Source organism: Enterobacter sp. ku-bf2, assembly GCF_001742765.1.
GTDB classification, from domain to species: Bacteria; Pseudomonadota; Gammaproteobacteria; order Enterobacterales; family Enterobacteriaceae; genus Enterobacter; species Enterobacter quasiroggenkampii.
In genome coordinates this window covers 1,030,072-1,049,163 of record NZ_MDVW01000001.1, presented here as the reverse complement: position 1 = coordinate 1,049,163, position 19,092 = coordinate 1,030,072, and the positions used below count along the sequence as shown (strand labels likewise).

The window sequence follows — 19,092 nt, the reverse complement described above, 5'->3', positions numbered from 1 at the left end:
CAGGGCACGGATGCCCTGTCAGTATTCAAAATAGGGTAATCTCCGCCGCACGCGTGACGCGGGTTTTTCCGCCGCTTTCGCCATCGCCTCTGCAATCTCTGCACACTCCACCAGCCCCTGAACGAAGGGACGATCGTGCATCAGCCACGGTATCGCACCGAAGGCGATGCGCCCGCGAACGGTGTCAGGCGCTTTTAAGGTGTAATCCTCGCCGATATCGGGTATCTCATCGCCGGTCGCTTCCAGCTGTTTTCGCAGCGTCGGGAAGGGCAGATCTTTCGTTTTGAGCGGCTTTTGTCCGCGTGCGTCAATAAATACGTCGAAACGATAGACGGTCTCTTTTGTGGTTATCACCGTTCGATCGCTGCCAACGTCGAGCGTGTAGTCGTCACCGAGCGCGGCCACGCTGATGATGCCGGCTTCGCGAAGTGCGAGCAGCCTGCGGATAGACTGCGGAGGGATGGCGGCATAATTGTCGATAAATACCCGAGCCAGCCCCTGCCTGAAGCGTTCACCGTCTCGCTCGTCGAGATGGGGGACAATCTCCTGAACGACCTCATGCAGCCGCAGCACGGTATAGCGCCAGGCCACGGTACGGCGTTCCCGTTTGTTGCGTTCAACCTCGTTGAGATTCTCTTCCGCCCAGGTAAAGGGGCCGTGGCGTTGACGATCCTCAAACCAGGCCTCACGAACAGTGTCCGCATTCAGCGTATACAGAGACATCTTCTCGCACCACGCCGGATCGGCAAGCTGAAGCTCTTTGACCATCAGGGCAAAAATGCGGTCAAGCAGGCCATCCGGTCCTTTGGCTATCTCGCTTTCCACCACGAATTCGGTCAATACCGACAGCGGCTCGTAAGGAATAGGGCAATAAAAATCAGCTTCCGGCAGAATGCCCGTCCGGGACATCAGCGTGATGTTTAACCCTTCGCTGCTTTTGTCGAGGATGAATTTACCGTCACGAAACGCACCGTGCTGCATCACCACCGCCATAGCCGCGTCCAGGCCGCTCAACGAGGTGCCCATAATGCCCACGCGGCAAGGGGGAATGCGGGCGTCCATCAGACCGGACCACGGGCTTGGGAAGAACGTGCGCGTGGCTTCATCCTCCTCTGGCCAGACGTGGCCGGTGGCAATAACCGCCAGGTCGAATTGATCCGGTAAGGTGCGGTCGTTGACCGAAATCGTCACGCCGGTTGTCGAAGGGATGATGTCGGTGACCTTCGCGGATTCATGGACCTTAACCTCGAACCCCAGCTTTTTCGCCTCTTTTACGATTGAACGAAAACTGTCGCGAAAGTACTCTCCCAACAGAAGCCTGGGCAGGAACTGTCGGTCATGCAGGCTGGCTTTATCCACCTTAAAGCGTGCCAGATGGGCGTCGCTCTGTTCCTTAAGCCAGTCGAGGTAGGTCATAAAAATGGGCGGGATTTCAATGCTCGCAATGTTCGCCAGCATCAGCCGGGAATTATCGTCGTCGTTATAGGGCATGCCCACGCCGGCTTCATCGGCCTGTTCAAAGACGGAAACGGAGAGCGGCGTGCTGTTTTGAAGCAGGTGATAAAAGGTGTAAATCCCTGTGGGGCCGGAGCCGATAATCGCGATCTTCTTCATCGACACGTTTCCTGTGTTTTTTTCCATAGGAAAAGCGTAGCAGGAGAATAATGATGAAAATAAAGGATTAAGAAAATTCAGGCTATCAGAGGAGAATTTGCACCATTTCAGGACTGAAATGGTGCGTCCGAGTGGACTCGAACCACCGACCCCCACCATGTCAAGGTGGTGCTCTAACCAACTGAGCTACGGACGCAGAATGGTGCGTTCAATTGGACTCGAACCAACGACCCCCACCATGTCAAGGTGGTGCTCTAACCAACTGAGCTATGAACGCAACGTGTTGTCGGTGACAACGGGGACGAATATTAGCGGCACAGCACCGAGGTGGCAAGAGGGAAAATGCAATTTTCTCTCTGATTTCACGCGATTGCTGTATTACCGCGCAAAGTGAAGAGAAAGTAGCCGCCGGGTGGCGGCTACTGCGTATTTAACGTGCAGCGCGTTGCAAAATGATCGTGGATGGCTGGCGCTGCAGGAAGCGCATGCGCATCATCATCATAATCGCCGCCGACGTCAGGCCGATGATAAAGCCCATCCAGAACCCCGCCGGTCCCATGCGGTCCACCACCAGGTCGGTCAGGGCCAGAATATACCCACACGGCAGACCTAGCACCCAGTAGGCGATGAAGGTGATAAAGAAAATGGAGCGCGTGTCTTTATAGCCGCGCAGCACGCCGCTGCCAATCACCTGAATGGAGTCCGAAATCTGGTAAATCGCGGCCAGCAGCATCAGGTGCGATGCCAGCGCGACGACTTCCGGATTGTCGTTATAGAGCAGGGCAATCTGCTCGCGCAGCGCCACGGTAAAAAGCGCCGTGCAAATGGCCATGCAGACGCCGACGCCCAGTCCGGTCCGCGCGGCGGTTTGCGCATCGAGCGTCGAGCCTTGCCCCAGGCGGAAGCCCACGCGGATCGTCACTGCCGCGGCCAGCGACATCGGCAGGACAAACATCAGGGAGCTGAAGTTTAGCGCAATCTGGTGCCCGGCGACGTTCACAATGCCCAGCGGGGAGACCAGCAGGGCGACCACGGCAAACAGGGTCACCTCAAAGAACAACGCAAGGGCAATCGGCAACCCTAGTTGCACCAGACGCGTCATGATGCTCCAGTCCGGCGTGCTGAATCTGTTCTCGTTACGAATATCGCGCATTGAGCGGGCGCGCTTCACGAAGGTAAGCATCGAGAAGAACATGACCCAGTAAACGGCTGCCGTTGCCACGCCGCAGCCGACGCCGCCCAGCTCCGGCATCCCGAAATGACCGTAAATAAAGACATAGTTAACCGGGATGTTGACCAGCAGCCCGATAAAACCCATCACCATGCCGGGCTTGGTTTTCGCCAGGCCTTCACACTGGTTACGCGCCACCTGGAAAAAGAGGTAGCCCGGCGCGCCCCAGAGCAGCGCGCGCAGATAGCCCACGGCTTTGTCCGCCAGCGCCGGGTCAATATTATGCATAGCGCGAATGATATGGCCCGCGTTCCAGAGCACCACCATGATCAGCACGGAGACAAACCCTGCCAGCCAGAAACCCTGGCGAACCTGATGGGCGATGCGCTCGCGACGGCCTGAGCCATTGAGCTGAGCGATAACAGGCGTGAGCGCGAGCAGTAGACCGTGACCGAACAGGATGGCCGGAAGCCAGATTGACGTGCCGATAGCCACGGCTGCCATGTCGGTGGCGCTGTAGCCACCTGCCATTACCGTATCCACAAATCCCATTGCGGTCTGGGCCACTTGCGCGACGATCACTGGTATAGCCAGTGCCAATAACTGGCGCGCTTCATTCATGTACTTCTGCACGTGAACACCTTTATTTTGTAGTTATTTGAGAGACTAAAAAAGCCGCCGAAACGGGCAGCAAGAAGAAAATGCAGGGGGGTGCCAGCTATTGTAGCGGGCTTTAGCTATTTATCTAGTGAAAAAATCGCCAGAAAATGCGCTCCGCTGGCAACCTGTTTTTCCAACTGTTATTGTGGAGGGATTAAACGGTGTCATCACCGTTCGGAAAAAACAGGAGTTGTAAGCATGTTTACTGGTATTGTGCAGGGCACTGCCAAAGTGGTGTCCATTGATGAAAAACCTAATTTCCGTACTCATGTTGTTGAGCTGCCGGAATATATGCTTGAGGGTATCGAAACCGGCGCCTCGATTGCCCATAACGGCTGCTGCCTGACCGTGACCGAAATTAACGGCAACCAGATTAGCTTTGATTTAATGAAAGAGACGCTGCGGATCACTAACCTGGGCGAGCTGGTGGTAGGCGATACCGTCAACGTTGAGCGCGCGGCGAAGTTCAGCGATGAGATTGGCGGCCATTTGATGTCGGGGCACATCATGACCACTGCCGAAGTGGCGAAAATCGTGACCTCGGAAAATAACCGTCAAATCTGGTTTAAAATGCAGGACCCGTCATTAATGAAATACATCCTCTATAAAGGATTTATTGGCATTGACGGGATTAGCCTGACCGTGGGAGAAGTGACGCCAACGCGTTTTTGCGTGCATTTAATTCCTGAAACGCTGCAGCGCACTACGCTGGGCGCCAAAAAACTGGGGCATCGCGTGAATATCGAAATCGATCCGCAAACCCAGGCGGTGGTGGATACGGTTGAACGCGTGCTGGCAGCTAAAGAAGCCGCAATAATAAAGACCGCAGAAGAAGAATAAAAAATAACCCCGGCTATCCGGGGTTATTTTTTTAGCGTGCGACACGCAGTCCGTGTTCAATCCCCCGGCTGAATACCACCTGCCAGAGCTGAATATCCCGTGCGCGAAACGCCCCCGCGCAGGCATTCAGATAATAGCTAAACATCCGTTTGAATCGTTCTGAATAGTTGTCCGCAATCTCGGGCCAGGCTTTCTGGAAACGTTCATGCCACGCCATTAAGGTGGTGTCGTAGTCCGCGCCAAAGTTATGCCAGTCTTCCATCACGAAATGGGATTCACTGGCGTTGGCGATCTGGCGAACGGACGGTAAACAGCCATTCGGAAAGATGTATTTATTGATCCACGGGTCAACATTATTGTCGGTCCGCTTAGAGCCGATGGTGTGCAGCAGGAAGAGCCCGTCCGGTTTCAGATTACGATCCACCACCTCAAAGTAGGTATCGTAGTTTTTTGGCCCCACGTGCTCGAACATGCCGACGGAAACGATCCGGTCGAACTGCTCGTTCAGGTCACGGTAGTCCTGCAGCCGGATATCCACATCAAGACCCTGACAGCGCTCTCGCGCCATTTTTTGCTGTTCCGCTGAGATCGTCACGCCGACCACGCTGACGCCATAGTGCTTCGCCATAAAATACGCCAGCCCGCCCCAGCCGCAGCCGATATCCAGCACGCGCATGCCGGGCTGTAGCTGCAGCTTTTCACTGATCAGACGCAGCTTGGCCTGCTGTGCTTCCTCAAGCGTCGACGCGTCTTTCCAGTAGGCGCAGGAGTATTGCATGAAAGGGTCCAGCATGCGGCTGAAAAGGTCATTGCCGAGATCGTAATGCTCTTTGCCGACGATCCAGGCGCGTTTTTTACTTTGCAAGTTAAACAGTCGGGCAGAGGCGACACGCAGGGTGTCTTTCAGATTACGGGGGAGTTGATTTTCCAGACCGGCACGCAACACGCTGGCAAAAAAGATATCCAGCCGTTCACAATCCCACCAGCCGTCCATATAACTTTCTCCCAGGCCTAACGACCCTTCCCGCAACACGCGTTTAAAAAAGTCGGGATGTTTAACCTGGGGATCGGATGGCGAAGATCCGTTGATAGTGATGCCTGCTCGACCTAACAGTTCACTGACGATCCGGGACCAGTTGTCGTCCGGAACGCTGACTTCTTCTATACACGATGAACTCATAGCTTCTCCATCACCCTGATGTGATCAGAACCTTCAAACAGCGTAGACGCTTTTTTTGGTTTGTGAGAAATCTCACGGTAAATACCGCGAGGCTAGTATCCGACGTAGAACAGAGGAAGGGAGATAACCCTTGCCGAAATGCCTTCCATGGTAAAACGGAAGCACTCCGGCTCCCGTTAACACTTAATATTTATCGTATTTAATCGAACCAAATTTAGTATAGGCCTCAAAATTTGGTGATTCAATAGAAAATTGTTAGCAACCTAATCACTGAAATGTAACATGATTTCTGGCGCAATCAGGCATGCGAGGTTTCCACCTGCGCACCGCTATCCTGCTCACGCTGCGCGGACGCCTGCATGCGGTAACCCAATACCGCCAGCGCAACGGTGACCAGCATCACGCTGGTGGTGGTTAACAGCGGTGTCGCAATCAGCGCCGAGACCACCAGGCTTGCCAGGAAGCACAGACCCAGCTGCAGGGTATTTTGCAGCGCGGCGGCGCGGCCTGTCGCCTGCGGGAACGGACGTAACGCCTGTGCCACCACGATCGGGTAAATCGCCCCGTTCGCCACGGCCATCACGCAGAAGGGAATCAAAATTTCAGCCAGGCCCGCGCCCGGAATAAACCCGACGGCCCAGGTACCGATGACGCTCAGCGCATAGAGCACCAGCAGCCATGGCAGCATCTGCTGACCTTCCCATTTTTGCAGCGCCGCGCGGCAGCCGTACCCGCCCACCAGGAACGCGATGGTCTGCGGAACATAGCTCAGACCGATGGCCGCCGGGCTGTAGCCCATATCGTGCAGAATAAACGGCGAGCCGGTGAGCCACGCGAAGAAGCTGGCCGAACAGGCGGCATAAATCAGGACATTCCCGCGATACGCCTTGGCGCTCAGCAGGGAGGTGAAGGTAATCGGCTTCGCGTAGGCATGCGCCTCTTTTTTATGCGCGGGCTTAAGGGCAAACGCCGGCAGCATCAGCACCAGCGTGATGGCAAACAGCGTGGCAAAAATGGCCTGCCAGTCAAAGTGCGCGAGGATCCAGCTGCCCAGCAGCGGGGCCAGGGCAGGGGAAAGACCCACCAGCGGCATAATAGTGGCGAAAATACGGTTTGTGCGGTTAGCCGGATAGTAGTCGGTCACCAGCGCCTGCCAGGTCACCGCCGCAGCACAGACGCCCACGGCCTGAATAAAGCGCAGCACCAGTAGCCAGGTAGCATCGCGCACCCACAACATCCCCAGGCAGCCCACGGCAAAAATGGCCAGACCCAGCAGCAGTACCGGTTTACGGCCAAAGCGATCCGAGAGCGGTCCCCACAGGAGCTGCGCGAAAGCAAAACCGGCAAGGAACAGGCTCAGGCTGGCGCTGATGGCCGCCGCAGGGGTTTGCAGGTCTTCCTGCATCGCGGCAAACGCGGGCAGGTACATGTCGGTGGCCAAAAAGCCCAGCACGCTTAAGCCGCCGAGCCAGACTAAAAATCCTTTCCTGGGTTGCATTCTCTTATTCTCCTGAGGAGGCAGGTGTACGTTGGCGCAGAGTGTAGGGAGTGCAAAGCGGCTTGTGAAACGCTAATATTTGGCGGGGGCATTCAAATTTTTTGTAGGCAGAAAATGTGGTCAGATTATTCTCTTGAAGTGGTCGATGCTGTTGCGCGTAACGGCAGCTTTAGCGGTGCAGCGCAGGAGTTGCACCGCGTCCCTTCGGCCATTAGCTACACGGTGCGTCAGCTTGAGGAATGGCTGGCGGTTCCGCTGTTTGAACGGCGGCATCGCGACGTGGAATTAACGCCCGCAGGCGCGTGGTTTTTGAAGGAAGGGCGTTCTGTTATCAAAAAAATGCAGATCACCCGCGAACAGTGTCAGCAGATCGCCAACGGCTGGCGGGGACATCTCGCCATCGCGGTGGATAACATCGTGAAGCCGGAACGCACCCGGCAGATGATCGTGGATTTCTATCGTCATTTCTCTGACGTTGAGCTGCGGGTCTCGCAGGAGGTGTTCAACGGGGTGTGGGATGCGCTGGCGGACGGCAGGGCGGAGATGGCGATTGGCGCCACGCAGGCGATCCCGGTCGGGGGACGTTACGCCTTTCGCGACATGGGGATGCTGAGCTGGAAATGCGTGGTGGCACGCGATCATCCCCTGGCGGCAATGGACGGGCCGCTGAGCGACGATACGCTGCGTAACTGGCCGTCGCTGGTGCTGGAGGATACGTCCCGCTCATTGCCCAAGCGTATCACCTGGCTTCTGGACAACCAGCGGCGGGTGGTGGCTCCTGACTGGGAATCGTCGGCGACGTGCCTCAGCGCCGGGCTGTGCGTCGCGATGGTGCCCGTTCATTTTGCACGTCCGCGCATCGATACCGGAGAATGGGTTGAACTGACGCTGGAGAATCCGTTCCCGGACGCGGCCTGCTGCCTGACCTGGCAACAAAATGATGTCTCGCCCGCCATGGCCTGGCTGCTGGATTATCTGGGAGACAGCGAAACGCTAAACCGGGAATGGTTACGGGAGCCAGCGTAGCTGGCCCCGTCAAAGGATTAACGACGGTAGTCGCGGAACGGACCATCCGCAACGGAACGGCGTTCAATCAGGCGTGGGTGAACTTCAATGGACTGCGACTCTTCGCGTTTGTTGACGATTCTGTCCAACAGCATATTGAAGGCCGTTTCGCCCAGCGAATCTTTTGGCTGGTGAATGGTTGTCAGCGCCGGGGTGAAGAAGCGCGCGTTACGCACGTTGTCATACCCGATCACGGAAATATCCTGCGGTACGCGCAGACCCAGCTCATCGGCGGCGCAGAGCGCACCCATGGCCATGATGTCACCCCCGCAGAAAACGGCGGTCGGGCGGTGCGGCTGGGAAACGATCTGCTGCATTGCGCGATAGCCTGATTCCGGCTCAAAGTCGCCCTGCACGATCCAGTTTTCCGGCACGGTGATCAGCGCTTCTTCCATCGCTTTCATAAAACCGGCCAGACGGCCCGCGCCGGTGTTACGTTCCAGCGGACCCGGGATCACGCCAATTTCGCGGTGACCGCGTTCGATCAGGTAACGACCCGCCATGTAACCGCCTTCAAAGGCGTTGTCGATAACGGAGTCGGTGAAGTCCGCGCGCGCTTCACCCCAGTCCATGACCACCATGGGGATATGGCGATACTCTTCGAGCATCGACAGCACGGATTCCGGGTACTCGGAACACATCACCAGCAGGCCATCCACGCGCTTCTGCGCCATCATCGACAGGTAGGCACGCTGTTTTTCTATGCTGTTCCATGCGTTGCCCAGAATCAGGGTATAGCCTTTCTGGAAGCAGTTCTTCTCTACCGCTTCAATGATTTCGGCAAAATAGGCCGCTTCACTGCTGGTGGCCAGCAATCCAATGGATTTGGTGTGATTAACCTTGAGGCTGCGCGCAACCGCACTTGGCGAATAGTGCAGCTCTTTGATCGCTGCCCAGACGGCGTTGCGCGTCTCTTCCGCCACGAAGCGGGTTTTGTTAATTACATGTGATACGGTTGTAGTGGAAACGTTTGCGCGTTTTGCTACGTCTTTAATTGTTGCCATTAAATGTCACTCCAGACCATATCCTAAACTCCTGAAAAACTTGAAGGTAAACGTTTGCCTTCTCTCACCCTTATCACGCAATCTTGAATTGCGGCACGCCGGGAAAACGACACGGGACTTCAGGAGGGGGTCAATGGCCGGTACGCTAATAAATTTAGCGTGGAATTTTGTCCTATCTTGATGAAAAGGGGAAGAGGTAAAGTGTTTATCAGCCTAAATCCAGGAAGATTTTTGACGTAAATTATGCAAAAATGAGCAGGCTCACTTTTCGTGGGGGGATTAAAAGGAGAAAAATTGATGAGTTCCGATCTGAAGTTTTCGCTGTTCACCACCGTTGTTGTGCTGGCTCTGATTGTCGCGGCGGGTCTGACGGCCGCACTGCACTGATTTACGCGGAGGGAGAGCCTTCTCCCTCCCGCTCACCACGATTGTTACTCCCATGGCAAAAATCTTTTGCCATTTTGTTAACTTCTCATTTTTTGTGATTGATGTCATGCTTTCCGCTTCTTTGTTCTGTGTCACCACATGACACGGCATCCGGAGTTGACGCATGAAAATCAATTTTCCCCTGCTGGCCCTGGCGATTGGCGCTTTTGGGATTGGCACCACTGAATTCTCCCCGATGGGGTTACTGCCCGTCATCGCCCGCGGCGTGGACGTCTCGATCCCTGCGGCAGGCATGTTAATCAGCGCCTACGCTATTGGCGTGATGGTGGGGGCGCCGCTGATGACGCTTCTCCTTTCGCACCGTGCGCGCCGCAATGCGCTGATTTTCCTGATGGCGATTTTCACCCTCGGTAACGTGCTTTCGGCCATTTCGCCGGACTACACCACGCTGATGCTGTCGCGTATTCTGACCAGCCTCAACCACGGCGCGTTCTTTGGGCTGGGGTCGGTTGTGGCGGCAAGCGTGGTGCCAAAACATAAGCAGGCCAGCGCCGTGGCCACCATGTTTATGGGCCTGACCATTGCTAACATCGGCGGCGTTCCTGCGGCAACCTGGCTGGGCGAGGTCATTGGCTGGAGGATGTCCTTCCTGGCGACGGCCGGACTGGGCGTAGTCGCGATGGTGGCGTTGTTCTTCTCCCTGCCAAAAGGCAGCGCGGGTGAACGCCCTGACGTACGCAGAGAGCTGTCGGTGCTGATGCGCCCGCAGGTGCTCTCTGCGCTGCTGACCACCGTGCTGGGGGCAGGGGCGATGTTTACCCTCTATACCTATATTTCACCTGTGCTGCATGACATCACCCACGCAACGCCTCTCTTTGTGACCGCGATGCTGGTGCTGATTGGCGTGGGCTTCTCGATTGGCAACTATCTCGGCGGGAAATTTGCCGACCGTTCGGTGAGCGGAACGCTGAAGGGCTTCTTAACCCTGCTGATTGTTATCATGATCGCCATTCCGTGGCTGGCGCGTAACGAGTTTGGCGCCGCGGTGGCGATGGTCGTCTGGGGGGCTGCAACGTTCGCTGTGGTGCCACCGCTGCAGATGCGCGTGATGCGCGTCGCGCATGAAGCGCCGGGCCTCTCATCCTCGGTCAATATTGGTGCCTTTAACCTGGGCAATGCGCTCGGTGCGGCGGCCGGTGGGGCCGTGATTTCTGGTGGGCTGGGGTACAGTTTTGTGCCGGTGATGGGGGCGATTATTGCCGCACTCGGCCTGCTGCTGGTGATGATGTCGGGTCGTAAACAGCCAGAAGCAGCCTGCGCTGCGGAATAAACCAAAAACGCAGAAGGGCGAACCCTTCTGCGTGTCTCTTACGCGGCGAAGTTCTTCGCCACAAAGTCCCAGTTAACCAGTGCCCAGAAGTGCTCCAGGTAGTTAGGTCGCGCGTTACGGTAATCGATGTAGTAAGCGTGTTCCCATACGTCCACGGTCATCAGCGGCTTCGCGCTGGTGGTCAGCGGGGTGCCCGCGTTAGAGGTAGACACGATAGCCAGTTTGCCATCCGCCTCTTTGACCAGCCACGTCCAGCCCGAACCGAAGTTCTTGATGGCGGCATCGGTGAACTTCGCTTTGAAATCCGCGAAGCTGCCAAAGGCGGCGTTAATGGCGGTAGCCAGTTCACCGGCAGGTTCGCCACCGGCATTCGGCGCCAGGCAGTGCCAGTAGAAGGTGTGGTTCCACACCTGAGCGGCGTTGTTGAATACGCCACCCTCAGAGCTGCGGACGATCTCTTCCAGCGTTTTGCCTTCAAAATCGGTGCCCTTGATCAGGTTGTTCAGGTTGGTGACGTACGTCTGGTGATGCTTGCCGTAGTGATATTCCAGGGTTTCCGCAGAAATGTGCGGGGCCAGGGCGTCTTTTGCATACGGTAGTGCAGGTAATTCGAACGACATTGCTTCTCTCCTTATTGTATTTTGTGTTGTCAATAACCACACAGACAACAAGGACAGGATAGCAAATTGAAAGGGTATGCAAAAGAGGAACTTACCCTGCCACGGGTGTGGCAGGGCAGGGGTTAGCGAATGGTTTTCGGCGTCATCACGCGGCGTGCGCCGACGTAATGGCGTACCCAGTAGTCTTCACTGAGAGAGGTGATCTGAATATCCTGGCCGCTACGCGGTGACTGGATGAATTTTCCGTTGCCGACATAGACGCCAACGTGGTCAGCTGTCCCGCGGCCCTGCGTGCGGAAGAATACCAGATCGCCGTTCTCCAGCTCTCCACGGTTGACCGGGGACGCGTCGCGCAGGTGGTACATTTCGTTGGCAGTGCGCGGAATGCGGAACTTGACCAGGTCTTTATAGGCGTAATAGACGAGGCCGCTGCAGTCAAAACCGGTACGCGGCGAAGTCCCGCCCCAGTGATAAGGTTTGCCAATCTGCCCCATCAGCTTGTTCATTGCGGTTTTTTGCGCTTTCTGGACGCGTACTTTATGCACTTCCGCTATTTTGGTGACCTTCGTGCATTTCGCCTTATGGCCTTTACGCGCGATGCATTTTTCAGTCACGAGGTTAGCGGCGGTTTGCGAAGCTTTACTTTTGGCGGTGTGGGCAGTGCGGGAAGAAGTGGTTTTCGTCTTGCTGGAAGCGGTTTTTTTAGTCTGTGTGTTTGTCTTTTTCTTGTCGTTCTTAGCGGTGGTTTTTTTCTTACGTTCTGTGGCTTTCACCAGATGGTTTTTTTGTACAGCAGAATGCCGCGCCTGCTGAGAGGCGTTTGCCACTGGCGTGAAGGTGAGTGAAGTAAACAGTAAAGCACAGAGCGTGATCGAGATTTTATTTATCCGCGCCACTGGGCAGTCCCCTGATAAATGCAGGTCATCAATAATACCCGCGTGTGATTTACAAAGCCCGTCGATTCTAATCCATAAAAAGCCAGAAAGTTAATACCATTTTTCAATCTCTAATCCTGTTTCGTTAGCAAGTGCAAAAAAATTCATCGTTCTGTCGTACATTTGCCCATTCCCTAAGCAAAACCCTGGCCGTCGCAGGGGTAAACACCATTTGCAATGCAACTTTTCGTGACTCGGCGTAAAATGTCTATACGTGACAAAAATGTTATTTTCCGATGCCAGTCTGAACCGCTACAATGTCAGACGAATGCCGTAACAGAAGTTAAAGGAAGCAAGACATGAGCACCACTATTGAAAAAATCCAGCGCCAGATCGCTGAAAACCCGATTCTGCTGTATATGAAAGGTTCTCCAAAGCTGCCAAGCTGCGGCTTCTCCGCGCAAGCGGTTCAGGCGCTGTCTGCCTGTGGTGAGCGTTTTGCTTACGTTGATATCCTGCAGAACCCGGACATCCGCGCTGAGCTGCCGAAGTACGCGAACTGGCCGACGTTCCCACAGCTGTGGGTAGACGGTGAACTGGTTGGCGGTTGCGATATTCTGATTGAAATGTATCAGCGCGGTGAACTGCAGCAGCTGATCAAAGAAACCGCGGCGAAGTACAAAACGGAAGAGCCTGACGCAGAGTAATTTTCTGCGGAAATAAAAAAGCGACCTGCTATGGGGTCGCTTTTTTTTTGTCGGGTGGCGCTGCGCTTACCCGACCTACGATTGGCGCTCGGCCTCATCACCCATCGGCAGCGGCCAGCCGCCCAGACGCTTCCAGCGGTTGACGATCTCACAGAACAGCTCTGCGGTACGCTCCGTGTCATACAACGCGGAGTGCGCCTGCGTGCCGTCGAACGGAATGCCAGCCGTAATACAGGCCTTTGATAACACCGTTTGTCCCAGCGCCAGGCCGCTCAGCGCGGCGGTGTCGAAGGTGACAAAAGGGTGGAAGGGGTTGCGTTTGAGCGACGCGCGCTCCGCGGCAGCCATGGTAAAGCTGTGATCGAAGGTGGCGTTATGGGCCACCATAATGGCACGGCTGCAGTTGCTCTCTTTCATGCCTTTACGCACCATTTTAAAAATGGCGTGCAGCGCGTCATATTCACTGACGGCACCGCGCAGCGGGTTATGCGGATCGATACCGTTAAACGCCAGCGCTTCCGGCTGTAAGTTTGCCCCTTCGAAAGGTTCAACGTGGAAATGCAGCGTGGTGTCCGGTGTAAGCCAGCCCTGTTCATCCATCTTCAGCGTGATGGCGGCAATTTCGAGCAGCGCATCGGTTTTAGCGTTAAATCCGGCTGTTTCTACATCAATGACAACGGGATAAAAACCACGAAAACGGTCGCACAGACCGCTAAATTGAGCGTTATCGGACATCAGGGTCTCTTACATGGGAAAAAGCAGAGCGCATTATGGCAAATTTTGCGGGGTGATGCAGTAAAACTACGGGCGCACGTTGCGCCCTGAGGGATCAGTTGCCCAGACCGCGACCGGCGTCTTTGGCTTCAATCAGCTCGATTTTGTAACCGTCCGGATCTTCCACAAACGCAATCACGGTGGTGCCGCCTTTAACCGGGCCCGCTTCGCGCGTGACGTTACCGCCATTTTTGCGAATGCGTTCGCACGCGTCGGCCGCGTTATCCACTTCCAGCGCGATATGGCCGTAGGCCGTGCCCAGCTCATAGCTGTCAACGCCCCAGTTGTAGGTCAGCTCTATCACCGCTTCATCCGTTTCCGGGCCGTAACCCACGAACGCCAGCGAGTATTTGTATTCCGGGTTTTCGCTGGTGCGCAGCAGCTTCATGCCCAGGACGTTAGTGTAGAAATCGATAGAACGTTGCAGGTCGCCAACGCGCAGCATGGTGTGAAGTAGGCGCATAATTTCCTCATTAACCAATGGAATAAAAAAGCTTTTTGATTAGAAACGATGTTTTAGTATAGCGGCGAACTGTCGCCGCTATCAATGAACAATGGCGAGATTACAGTGAAGGGTAGTCGGTGTAGCCTTCCGCGCCGCCGCCGTAGAAGCTTTCCGGACGCTGCGGGTTGAGTGCCGCTTTTTTCTGCAGGCGAGCAACCAGATCCGGGTTGGCGATGTAGTCGCGGCCAAACGCGACGGCATCGATCAGCCCTTTATTAATCAGATCTTCGGCTTTCTCAGGCGTATAGGCACCTGCACCGATGATCACCCCGTGGAAGCGCTCGCGCACTTTCTGGCGGAAGGCTTCAGTGTAAGGCTTACCGCCGGCCCAGTCAGGCTCGGACATGTGAAGATAGGCAATACCGCGTTTGGCCAGCTCTTCAATCAGATAAAGCGCGTCCGCTTCCTCGTTCGAGCCATTGTCGACGTTCTGGAAAGACCCGATTGGGGAGACGCGGATCCCGATACGGTCCGGGCTCCACTCCTTGCATACCGCATCCACCACTTCCAGCACCAGACGGGCGCGGTTTTCGACGCTGCCGCCGTACTGGTCGGTGCGATGGTTAGACGACGGTGACAGGAACTGGTGCAGCAGATAGCCATGCGCGGAGTGTAGCTCAATCAGGTCAAAGCCGGCTTCACGGGCGTTGGCCACGGCCTGACGGAAGTCGTTAACAATCCCCGGGATTTCGTCCAGCTCCAGCGCACGCGGCATAGAGGTATCCACGCGGATCGCGTTGCCGTTTTCATCGCGCAGGGAAGTACGGGTATTGGCGCTCAGGGCCGACGCGGAGACCGGTGCCTGACCGCCAGGCTGGATGCTGCTGTGTGAGATACGACCGGTATGCCACAGCTGGACCGCAATACGACCCTCTTCAGCGTGAACGCCCGCGGTGATTTTCTGCCATGCCGCGATCTGTTCCGGGCTGTGAAGGCCCGGCGCACCGGCGTAACCCTTCGCCTGCGCAGAGATCTGCGTGGCTTCGGTGATAATCAGGCCAGAGCTTGCGCGTTGACGATAGTATTCGCCCATCAGCGGGGTTGGGATGTCACCCGGCTCAATGCTGCGCAGACGGGTCAGCGGAGCCATGAACACGCGGTTTGGCGCCGTGACGGCACCCACTTTCAATGGGGTAAACAGTTTTTCAGCTGACATAAAGACTCCTGAGTAGACCAGTCGACTAGTAATAAGGTAAATAAAAAGCGCCCGTTATACGCCAGGCGCAGTAATGCTGTTTTTCACATGTGCCAGCGCGCTTTCCAGCGGCACGGCACTGCGCGAAATTTTTGCCTGCAGGTTGGCCCCTAACCAGAGGGAGTAGAGCACCTGAGACTGCATTAAGGGGTCGCCGGTAAAGGCCAGCGTTTTTTCGTCGCGGCCTTTTTCCAGCGCCTGGGCCAGCAGGGCGATCACGCCGCGGGCACCCTTATCCATCGCCGAGCGCATATCTTCGGAAAGATCGCACACCTCGGCAGACAGCTTGACCGTCAGGCATCCGCTGATAATGCCCTGCTGACAGAACTGGTTCAGCGTTTCCTGATAGTAGTTAAGAACACGATCCCGATAGTTTCCTTCACCCGACGCAAAGTGGGTCGCCAGACGCTGGTGGTAGCCCGCGTAATGACGCTCCAGCATTGCCACGCCAAAGGCCTCTTTGGACCGGAAGTAGTGATAAAACGACCCCTTCGGTACCTCAGCGGTTTTTAATAACTCGCTCAACCCCATACCGGTAAACCCGCGATGCATGCAAAGACGCTCGCCGGTTGCCAGTAGATGTTCGCGGGTATCGTGTTCAGTATTTCTGCTCATGGCCGCACTCTAATAGACCGTTCGGTCTAATGCAAGCGAGTTTATTGACGACATGCGTTCAGAATATCCAGCTGCTGTTGATAAACCGTTGATTTAACGTCCATCATACCCAATACAGTTGAGAATAAATTGTCCTGGGAGACCGCATTTTTTGCTGCATGGTCGCGTAAACACTGTTCATTGATGCCAAAGTTTTTCGCGTAGTCCGGTGACAGCCAGAACATAAACGGAATGTGCGTTTGCTGCTCCGGCGCCAGCATGTACGGCGTTCCGTGCAGATAAATGCCGCTTTCACCCAGTGACTCACCGTGATCCGAGAGATAAATCAGCGCGGTATTCATGCTTGTCTGGCGTGCTTTCAGGGCATCAATGGTTTTGCTGACCATGCTGTCGGTATACAGGATGGTGTTGTCATAGGTATTCATCAGCGCCTGATGATCGCAATCCTGAATTTCGTTGGTGTCGCAGGTTGGGGTGAATTTCCGGAAAGTGTCCGGGTAACGGCGATAGTACGCCGGACCGTGGCTCCCCATCAGGTGGATAACCAGCACCGTGTCCTGCTTCAGACCATCCAGCACGTTGTCCAGACGGTAGAAATTCACATCATCAATACAGGATTTGTCTTTGCAGAACTGATCCAGATTCCACTGCGTCATATCGGTATGCGGCACGCGATCGCAGGCGCCTTTACAGCCGCCGTCGTTGTCGCGCCAGAGCAGGTTGATCCCCGCATGCTTCAGCACATCGAGCAGACCTTCCTGATGGTGCGCCAGGTCGGCATCGTATTTGCTACGCGTCATGCCCGAGAACATGCACGGAACGGAAACGGCGGTTTCAGTGCCGCATGAGGAGGCCTGCGGGAAGTTAATCACATCCTGTTTTTTCAGCTCCGGGTTCGTTTCACGATCGTAACCATTCAGGGAGTAGTTCGCCGCGCGGGAGGCTTCCCCAACGACCAGTACCAGAACGGTTTTCTTTTGTTGACCTGAAATCAACGGTCCTTTATGGGCATCTTCGCCAATCCGTACCAGCGTTTGATCGCCGGCAAACCAGCGCATTTTGCTGTACTTCACCACGGCGCTGACATAGTTGGCCGGGGTCACCATTTTGACGATGCTTTTGTTGTTGCGAAACAGCGAGGCGTAATCTTTATAAAACACGGCGGCAATCAGGATAATCACCAGCAGGGCGCCTAGCATCGCGGCAACGCGCGTCAGCAGGGCATACCACCATTTCCCGGTACGAATGCGGGTCAGCGCCAGCACCACGGAAGGCACGAGGCCAGCAATAACAATCCACAGAATCATCTGCGGCGTCACCAGGGCTGTCGCTTCCTGAGAGTTGGTTTCGAACACGTTCACAATCATGTTCTGATCGATCACCGCGCCGTAGGTGTACATAAAGTAGGTTGCCGCGGCGCATCCGATCGTCAATACAATCAGCAGCGGCTTGCGGATATAGGGGATATTCAGCAGGCTAAAGACAATCACCCAGCCGCAAAACAGCACCAGCGGTACGGACGCGGCAAAGAGGATGTCGTGCAGGTGCGCAGGGGCAATAATGGCCCAGCTGCGCTGGATAAACAGCCCGTTGATTAGCGTAAAGAAGAGTGCACAGCCCAGAGTAAATTTAATGTCGTTACATTGTAACTTTTTGATTAACCACATCGATCGGTAAACCTGTCATTGTCATGATGGGCCGAGTATAAAGAGGGAAGATTAGTGAAACCTTAATGCCACAAATCTGTGGTATAGGCCTTGCACGTGGCGCGTTTAGCGTCTTCACTGTAGGTGAGAGTGGTTATCCGGAGGTGAGTGTGGCAGAGCAGCTGGAGTTTTTCCCCATCCAGAGCCCGTGCCGGGGGATTTGTCAGGTGGATGAACGTGGATATTGCCGCGGGTGCATGCGTACCCGCGACGAGCGTTTCAACTGGCAAAACTTTAGCGACACGCAAAAGCAGGAGGTGCTACGCCTCTGCCGACAGCGTCTTCTGCGCAAAATACGCGCAAACAAAGCCAGTGAGACCGAAGAACCCCAGCAACCTTCACTTTTTTAACACGGTAATTGCGTATACTCATGACATCACGTCCTTGAGGAAAATGTTATGGTTCAGCGAATTACCCTTGCCCCCCAGGGGCCAGAATTCTCCCGTTTTGTGATGGGCTACTGGCGCCTGATGGACTGGAATATGTCCCCCCTCCAGCTGGCGAGCTTTATTGAAGAGCATATCGATCTGGGCGTTACCACCGTCGACCATGCGGACATTTACGGTGGCTATCAGTGTGAAGCCGCATTCGGCGAGGCGCTCAAGCTGGTTCCGGCACTCCGCGACCGCATGGAGATCGTCACGAAGTGCGGGATTGCCACCACGGCAAAACCGGAACACGCCCTTGGGCATTACATCACCGACAGCGCGCATATCATCAAGAGCGCTGAGCAGTCGCTGGTCAATCTGGCGACCGACCGTATCGACCTGCTGTTAATCCACCGTCCGGATCCGCTCATGGATGCCGATGAGGTGGCAGAAGCCTTCCTGAACCTGCATCAGAGCGGCAAAGTGCGTCACTTTGGCGTTTCCAACTTTACCCCGGCGCAGTTTGCACTGCTTCAGTCTCGTCTGCCGTTTACCCTGGCCACCAACCAGGTGGAGATCTCCCCGGTACACCAGCCGCTGCTGCTGGACGGTACCCTCGACCAGCTGCAACAGCTGCGTATTCGCCCGATGGCCTGGTCGTGCCTGGGAGGCGGACGCCTGTTTAATGATGATGAATTCCAGCCGCTGCGCAACGAGCTGGACACTATCGCCCGCGAGCTAAACGCGGAGAGCATCGAACAGGTGGTTTACGCCTGGATCCTGCGTCTGCCGTCAAAACCGCTGCCCATTATTGGTTCCGGCAAAATAGAACGCGTGCGTTCTGCACTGGCCGCTGAAGAGCTGCAGATGACCCGCCAGCAGTGGTTCCGCATCCGCAAAGCCGCGCTGGGTTACGACGTGCCATAAACCGCCAGAAGGTGACTTTCCGGTGAAATCTTTGCCCCTGGTATACACTTA

19 protein-coding genes and 2 tRNA genes are annotated in these 19,092 nt (G+C 55.5%); 7 read left to right on the top strand and 14 right to left on the bottom strand.

Annotation, left to right across the window (positions count from 1 at the left end; genetic code table 11):
* Positions 1–18: 18 nt before the first annotated feature.
* The 4 genes from BFG58_RS04985 to mdtK all read right to left on the bottom strand — a co-directional run bounded on the left by BFG58_RS04985 (position 19) and on the right by mdtK (position 3,418).
* Positions 19–1,614, bottom strand: a complete 1,596-nt coding sequence (locus BFG58_RS04985; RefSeq protein WP_069719381.1) for an FAD-NAD(P)-binding protein — start codon at positions 1,612–1,614, stop codon at positions 19–21.
* Positions 1,615–1,733: 119 nt separating this feature from the next.
* Positions 1,734–1,810, bottom strand: a tRNA-Val gene (locus BFG58_RS04980).
* Between the two features lie 4 nt (positions 1,811–1,814).
* A tRNA-Val gene (locus BFG58_RS04975) sits at positions 1,815–1,891 on the bottom strand.
* Positions 1,892–2,044: 153 nt separating this feature from the next.
* Complete coding sequence (gene mdtK / locus BFG58_RS04970) at positions 2,045–3,418, bottom strand: MdtK family multidrug efflux MATE transporter (RefSeq protein ID WP_032622812.1); 1,374 nt, start codon at positions 3,416–3,418, stop codon at positions 2,045–2,047.
* Positions 3,419–3,643: 225 nt separating this feature from the next.
* Between mdtK and BFG58_RS04965 the strand changes: the two genes are divergently transcribed.
* Positions 3,644–4,285, top strand: coding sequence for a riboflavin synthase (locus tag BFG58_RS04965; RefSeq protein WP_008500602.1), 642 nt, complete (start codon positions 3,644–3,646; stop codon positions 4,283–4,285).
* Between the two features lie 31 nt (positions 4,286–4,316).
* Here the strand turns inward: BFG58_RS04965 and cfa are convergent, their stop codons facing one another.
* A complete protein-coding gene (gene cfa, locus BFG58_RS04960) occupies positions 4,317–5,465 on the bottom strand; it encodes a cyclopropane fatty acyl phospholipid synthase (RefSeq protein ID WP_045910321.1) in 1,149 nt (382 codons plus the stop codon).
* A 298-nt stretch (positions 5,466–5,763) separates the two neighbouring features.
* On the bottom strand, positions 5,764–6,963 hold the full coding sequence (gene punC / locus BFG58_RS04955) for a purine nucleoside transporter PunC (RefSeq protein ID WP_069719380.1): 1,200 nt from the start codon (positions 6,961–6,963) through the stop codon (positions 5,764–5,766).
* 114 nt (positions 6,964–7,077) lie between these two features.
* Here punC and punR point away from each other — a divergent pair, with 114 nt between their 5' ends.
* The gene (punR, locus tag BFG58_RS04950; RefSeq protein WP_039266192.1) at positions 7,078–7,989 is read left to right on the top strand and encodes a DNA-binding transcriptional activator PunR; all 912 of its coding nucleotides are present in this window, start codon (positions 7,078–7,080) and stop codon (positions 7,987–7,989) included.
* Positions 7,990–8,006: 17 nt separating this feature from the next.
* Here punR and purR read toward each other — a convergent pair whose 3' ends face one another.
* A complete protein-coding gene (gene purR / locus BFG58_RS04945) occupies positions 8,007–9,032 on the bottom strand; it encodes an HTH-type transcriptional repressor PurR (RefSeq protein ID WP_008500597.1) in 1,026 nt (341 codons plus the stop codon).
* Between the two features lie 297 nt (positions 9,033–9,329).
* On the opposite strand from purR, the gene BFG58_RS23705 reads away from it, so the two are divergent.
* Both BFG58_RS23705 and BFG58_RS04935 read left to right on the top strand, forming a co-directional pair.
* Positions 9,330–9,419, top strand: a complete 90-nt coding sequence (locus BFG58_RS23705; protein ID WP_008500596.1) for a YnhF family membrane protein — start codon at positions 9,330–9,332, stop codon at positions 9,417–9,419.
* A gap of 163 nt (positions 9,420–9,582) precedes the next feature.
* Positions 9,583–10,749, top strand: coding sequence for an MFS transporter (locus BFG58_RS04935; protein WP_069719379.1), 1,167 nt, complete (start codon positions 9,583–9,585; stop codon positions 10,747–10,749).
* A gap of 38 nt (positions 10,750–10,787) precedes the next feature.
* Here BFG58_RS04935 and sodB read toward each other — a convergent pair whose 3' ends face one another.
* Both sodB and BFG58_RS04925 read right to left on the bottom strand, forming a co-directional pair.
* On the bottom strand, positions 10,788–11,369 hold the full coding sequence (gene sodB, locus BFG58_RS04930; protein ID WP_023311353.1) for a superoxide dismutase [Fe]: 582 nt from the start codon (positions 11,367–11,369) through the stop codon (positions 10,788–10,790).
* Positions 11,370–11,491: 122 nt separating this feature from the next.
* Positions 11,492–12,265: a C40 family peptidase gene (locus tag BFG58_RS04925; RefSeq protein ID WP_023327204.1), complete on the bottom strand. Its 774-nt coding sequence runs from the start codon at positions 12,263–12,265 to the stop codon at positions 11,492–11,494.
* A 338-nt stretch (positions 12,266–12,603) separates the two neighbouring features.
* Between BFG58_RS04925 and grxD the strand changes: the two genes are divergently transcribed.
* The gene (gene grxD / locus BFG58_RS04920) at positions 12,604–12,951 is read left to right on the top strand and encodes a monothiol glutaredoxin 4 (RefSeq protein WP_003832760.1); all 348 of its coding nucleotides are present in this window, start codon (positions 12,604–12,606) and stop codon (positions 12,949–12,951) included.
* A gap of 75 nt (positions 12,952–13,026) precedes the next feature.
* On the opposite strand, the gene rnt is transcribed toward grxD, so the two are convergent.
* From rnt to eptA, 5 genes are all read right to left on the bottom strand, one after another.
* The gene (rnt, locus tag BFG58_RS04915) at positions 13,027–13,686 is read right to left on the bottom strand and encodes a ribonuclease T (protein ID WP_023618191.1); all 660 of its coding nucleotides are present in this window, start codon (positions 13,684–13,686) and stop codon (positions 13,027–13,029) included.
* 94 nt (positions 13,687–13,780) lie between these two features.
* Positions 13,781–14,188 (bottom strand): lactoylglutathione lyase, encoded by a 408-nt coding sequence (gene gloA / locus BFG58_RS04910; RefSeq protein WP_008500591.1) that lies wholly within the window; start codon positions 14,186–14,188, stop codon positions 13,781–13,783.
* A 100-nt stretch (positions 14,189–14,288) separates the two neighbouring features.
* Positions 14,289–15,386, bottom strand: coding sequence for an alkene reductase (locus tag BFG58_RS04905; protein WP_069719378.1), 1,098 nt, complete (start codon positions 15,384–15,386; stop codon positions 14,289–14,291).
* Positions 15,387–15,440: 54 nt separating this feature from the next.
* A complete protein-coding gene (locus BFG58_RS04900; protein ID WP_008500589.1) occupies positions 15,441–16,040 on the bottom strand; it encodes a TetR/AcrR family transcriptional regulator in 600 nt (199 codons plus the stop codon).
* Between the two features lie 41 nt (positions 16,041–16,081).
* A complete protein-coding gene (gene eptA, locus BFG58_RS04895) occupies positions 16,082–17,707 on the bottom strand; it encodes a phosphoethanolamine transferase EptA (RefSeq protein WP_069719377.1) in 1,626 nt (541 codons plus the stop codon).
* Positions 17,708–17,856: 149 nt separating this feature from the next.
* Here eptA and BFG58_RS04890 point away from each other — a divergent pair, with 149 nt between their 5' ends.
* A complete protein-coding gene (locus tag BFG58_RS04890; protein WP_048222771.1) occupies positions 17,857–18,096 on the top strand; it encodes a DUF1289 domain-containing protein in 240 nt (79 codons plus the stop codon).
* Between the two features lie 48 nt (positions 18,097–18,144).
* Positions 18,145–19,041 carry an aldo/keto reductase family oxidoreductase gene (locus BFG58_RS04885; protein WP_021241132.1) on the top strand — a complete coding sequence of 299 codons (897 nt, stop codon included), beginning with the start codon at positions 18,145–18,147 and terminating at the stop codon, positions 19,039–19,041.
* Positions 19,042–19,092: the final 51 nt, after the last annotated feature.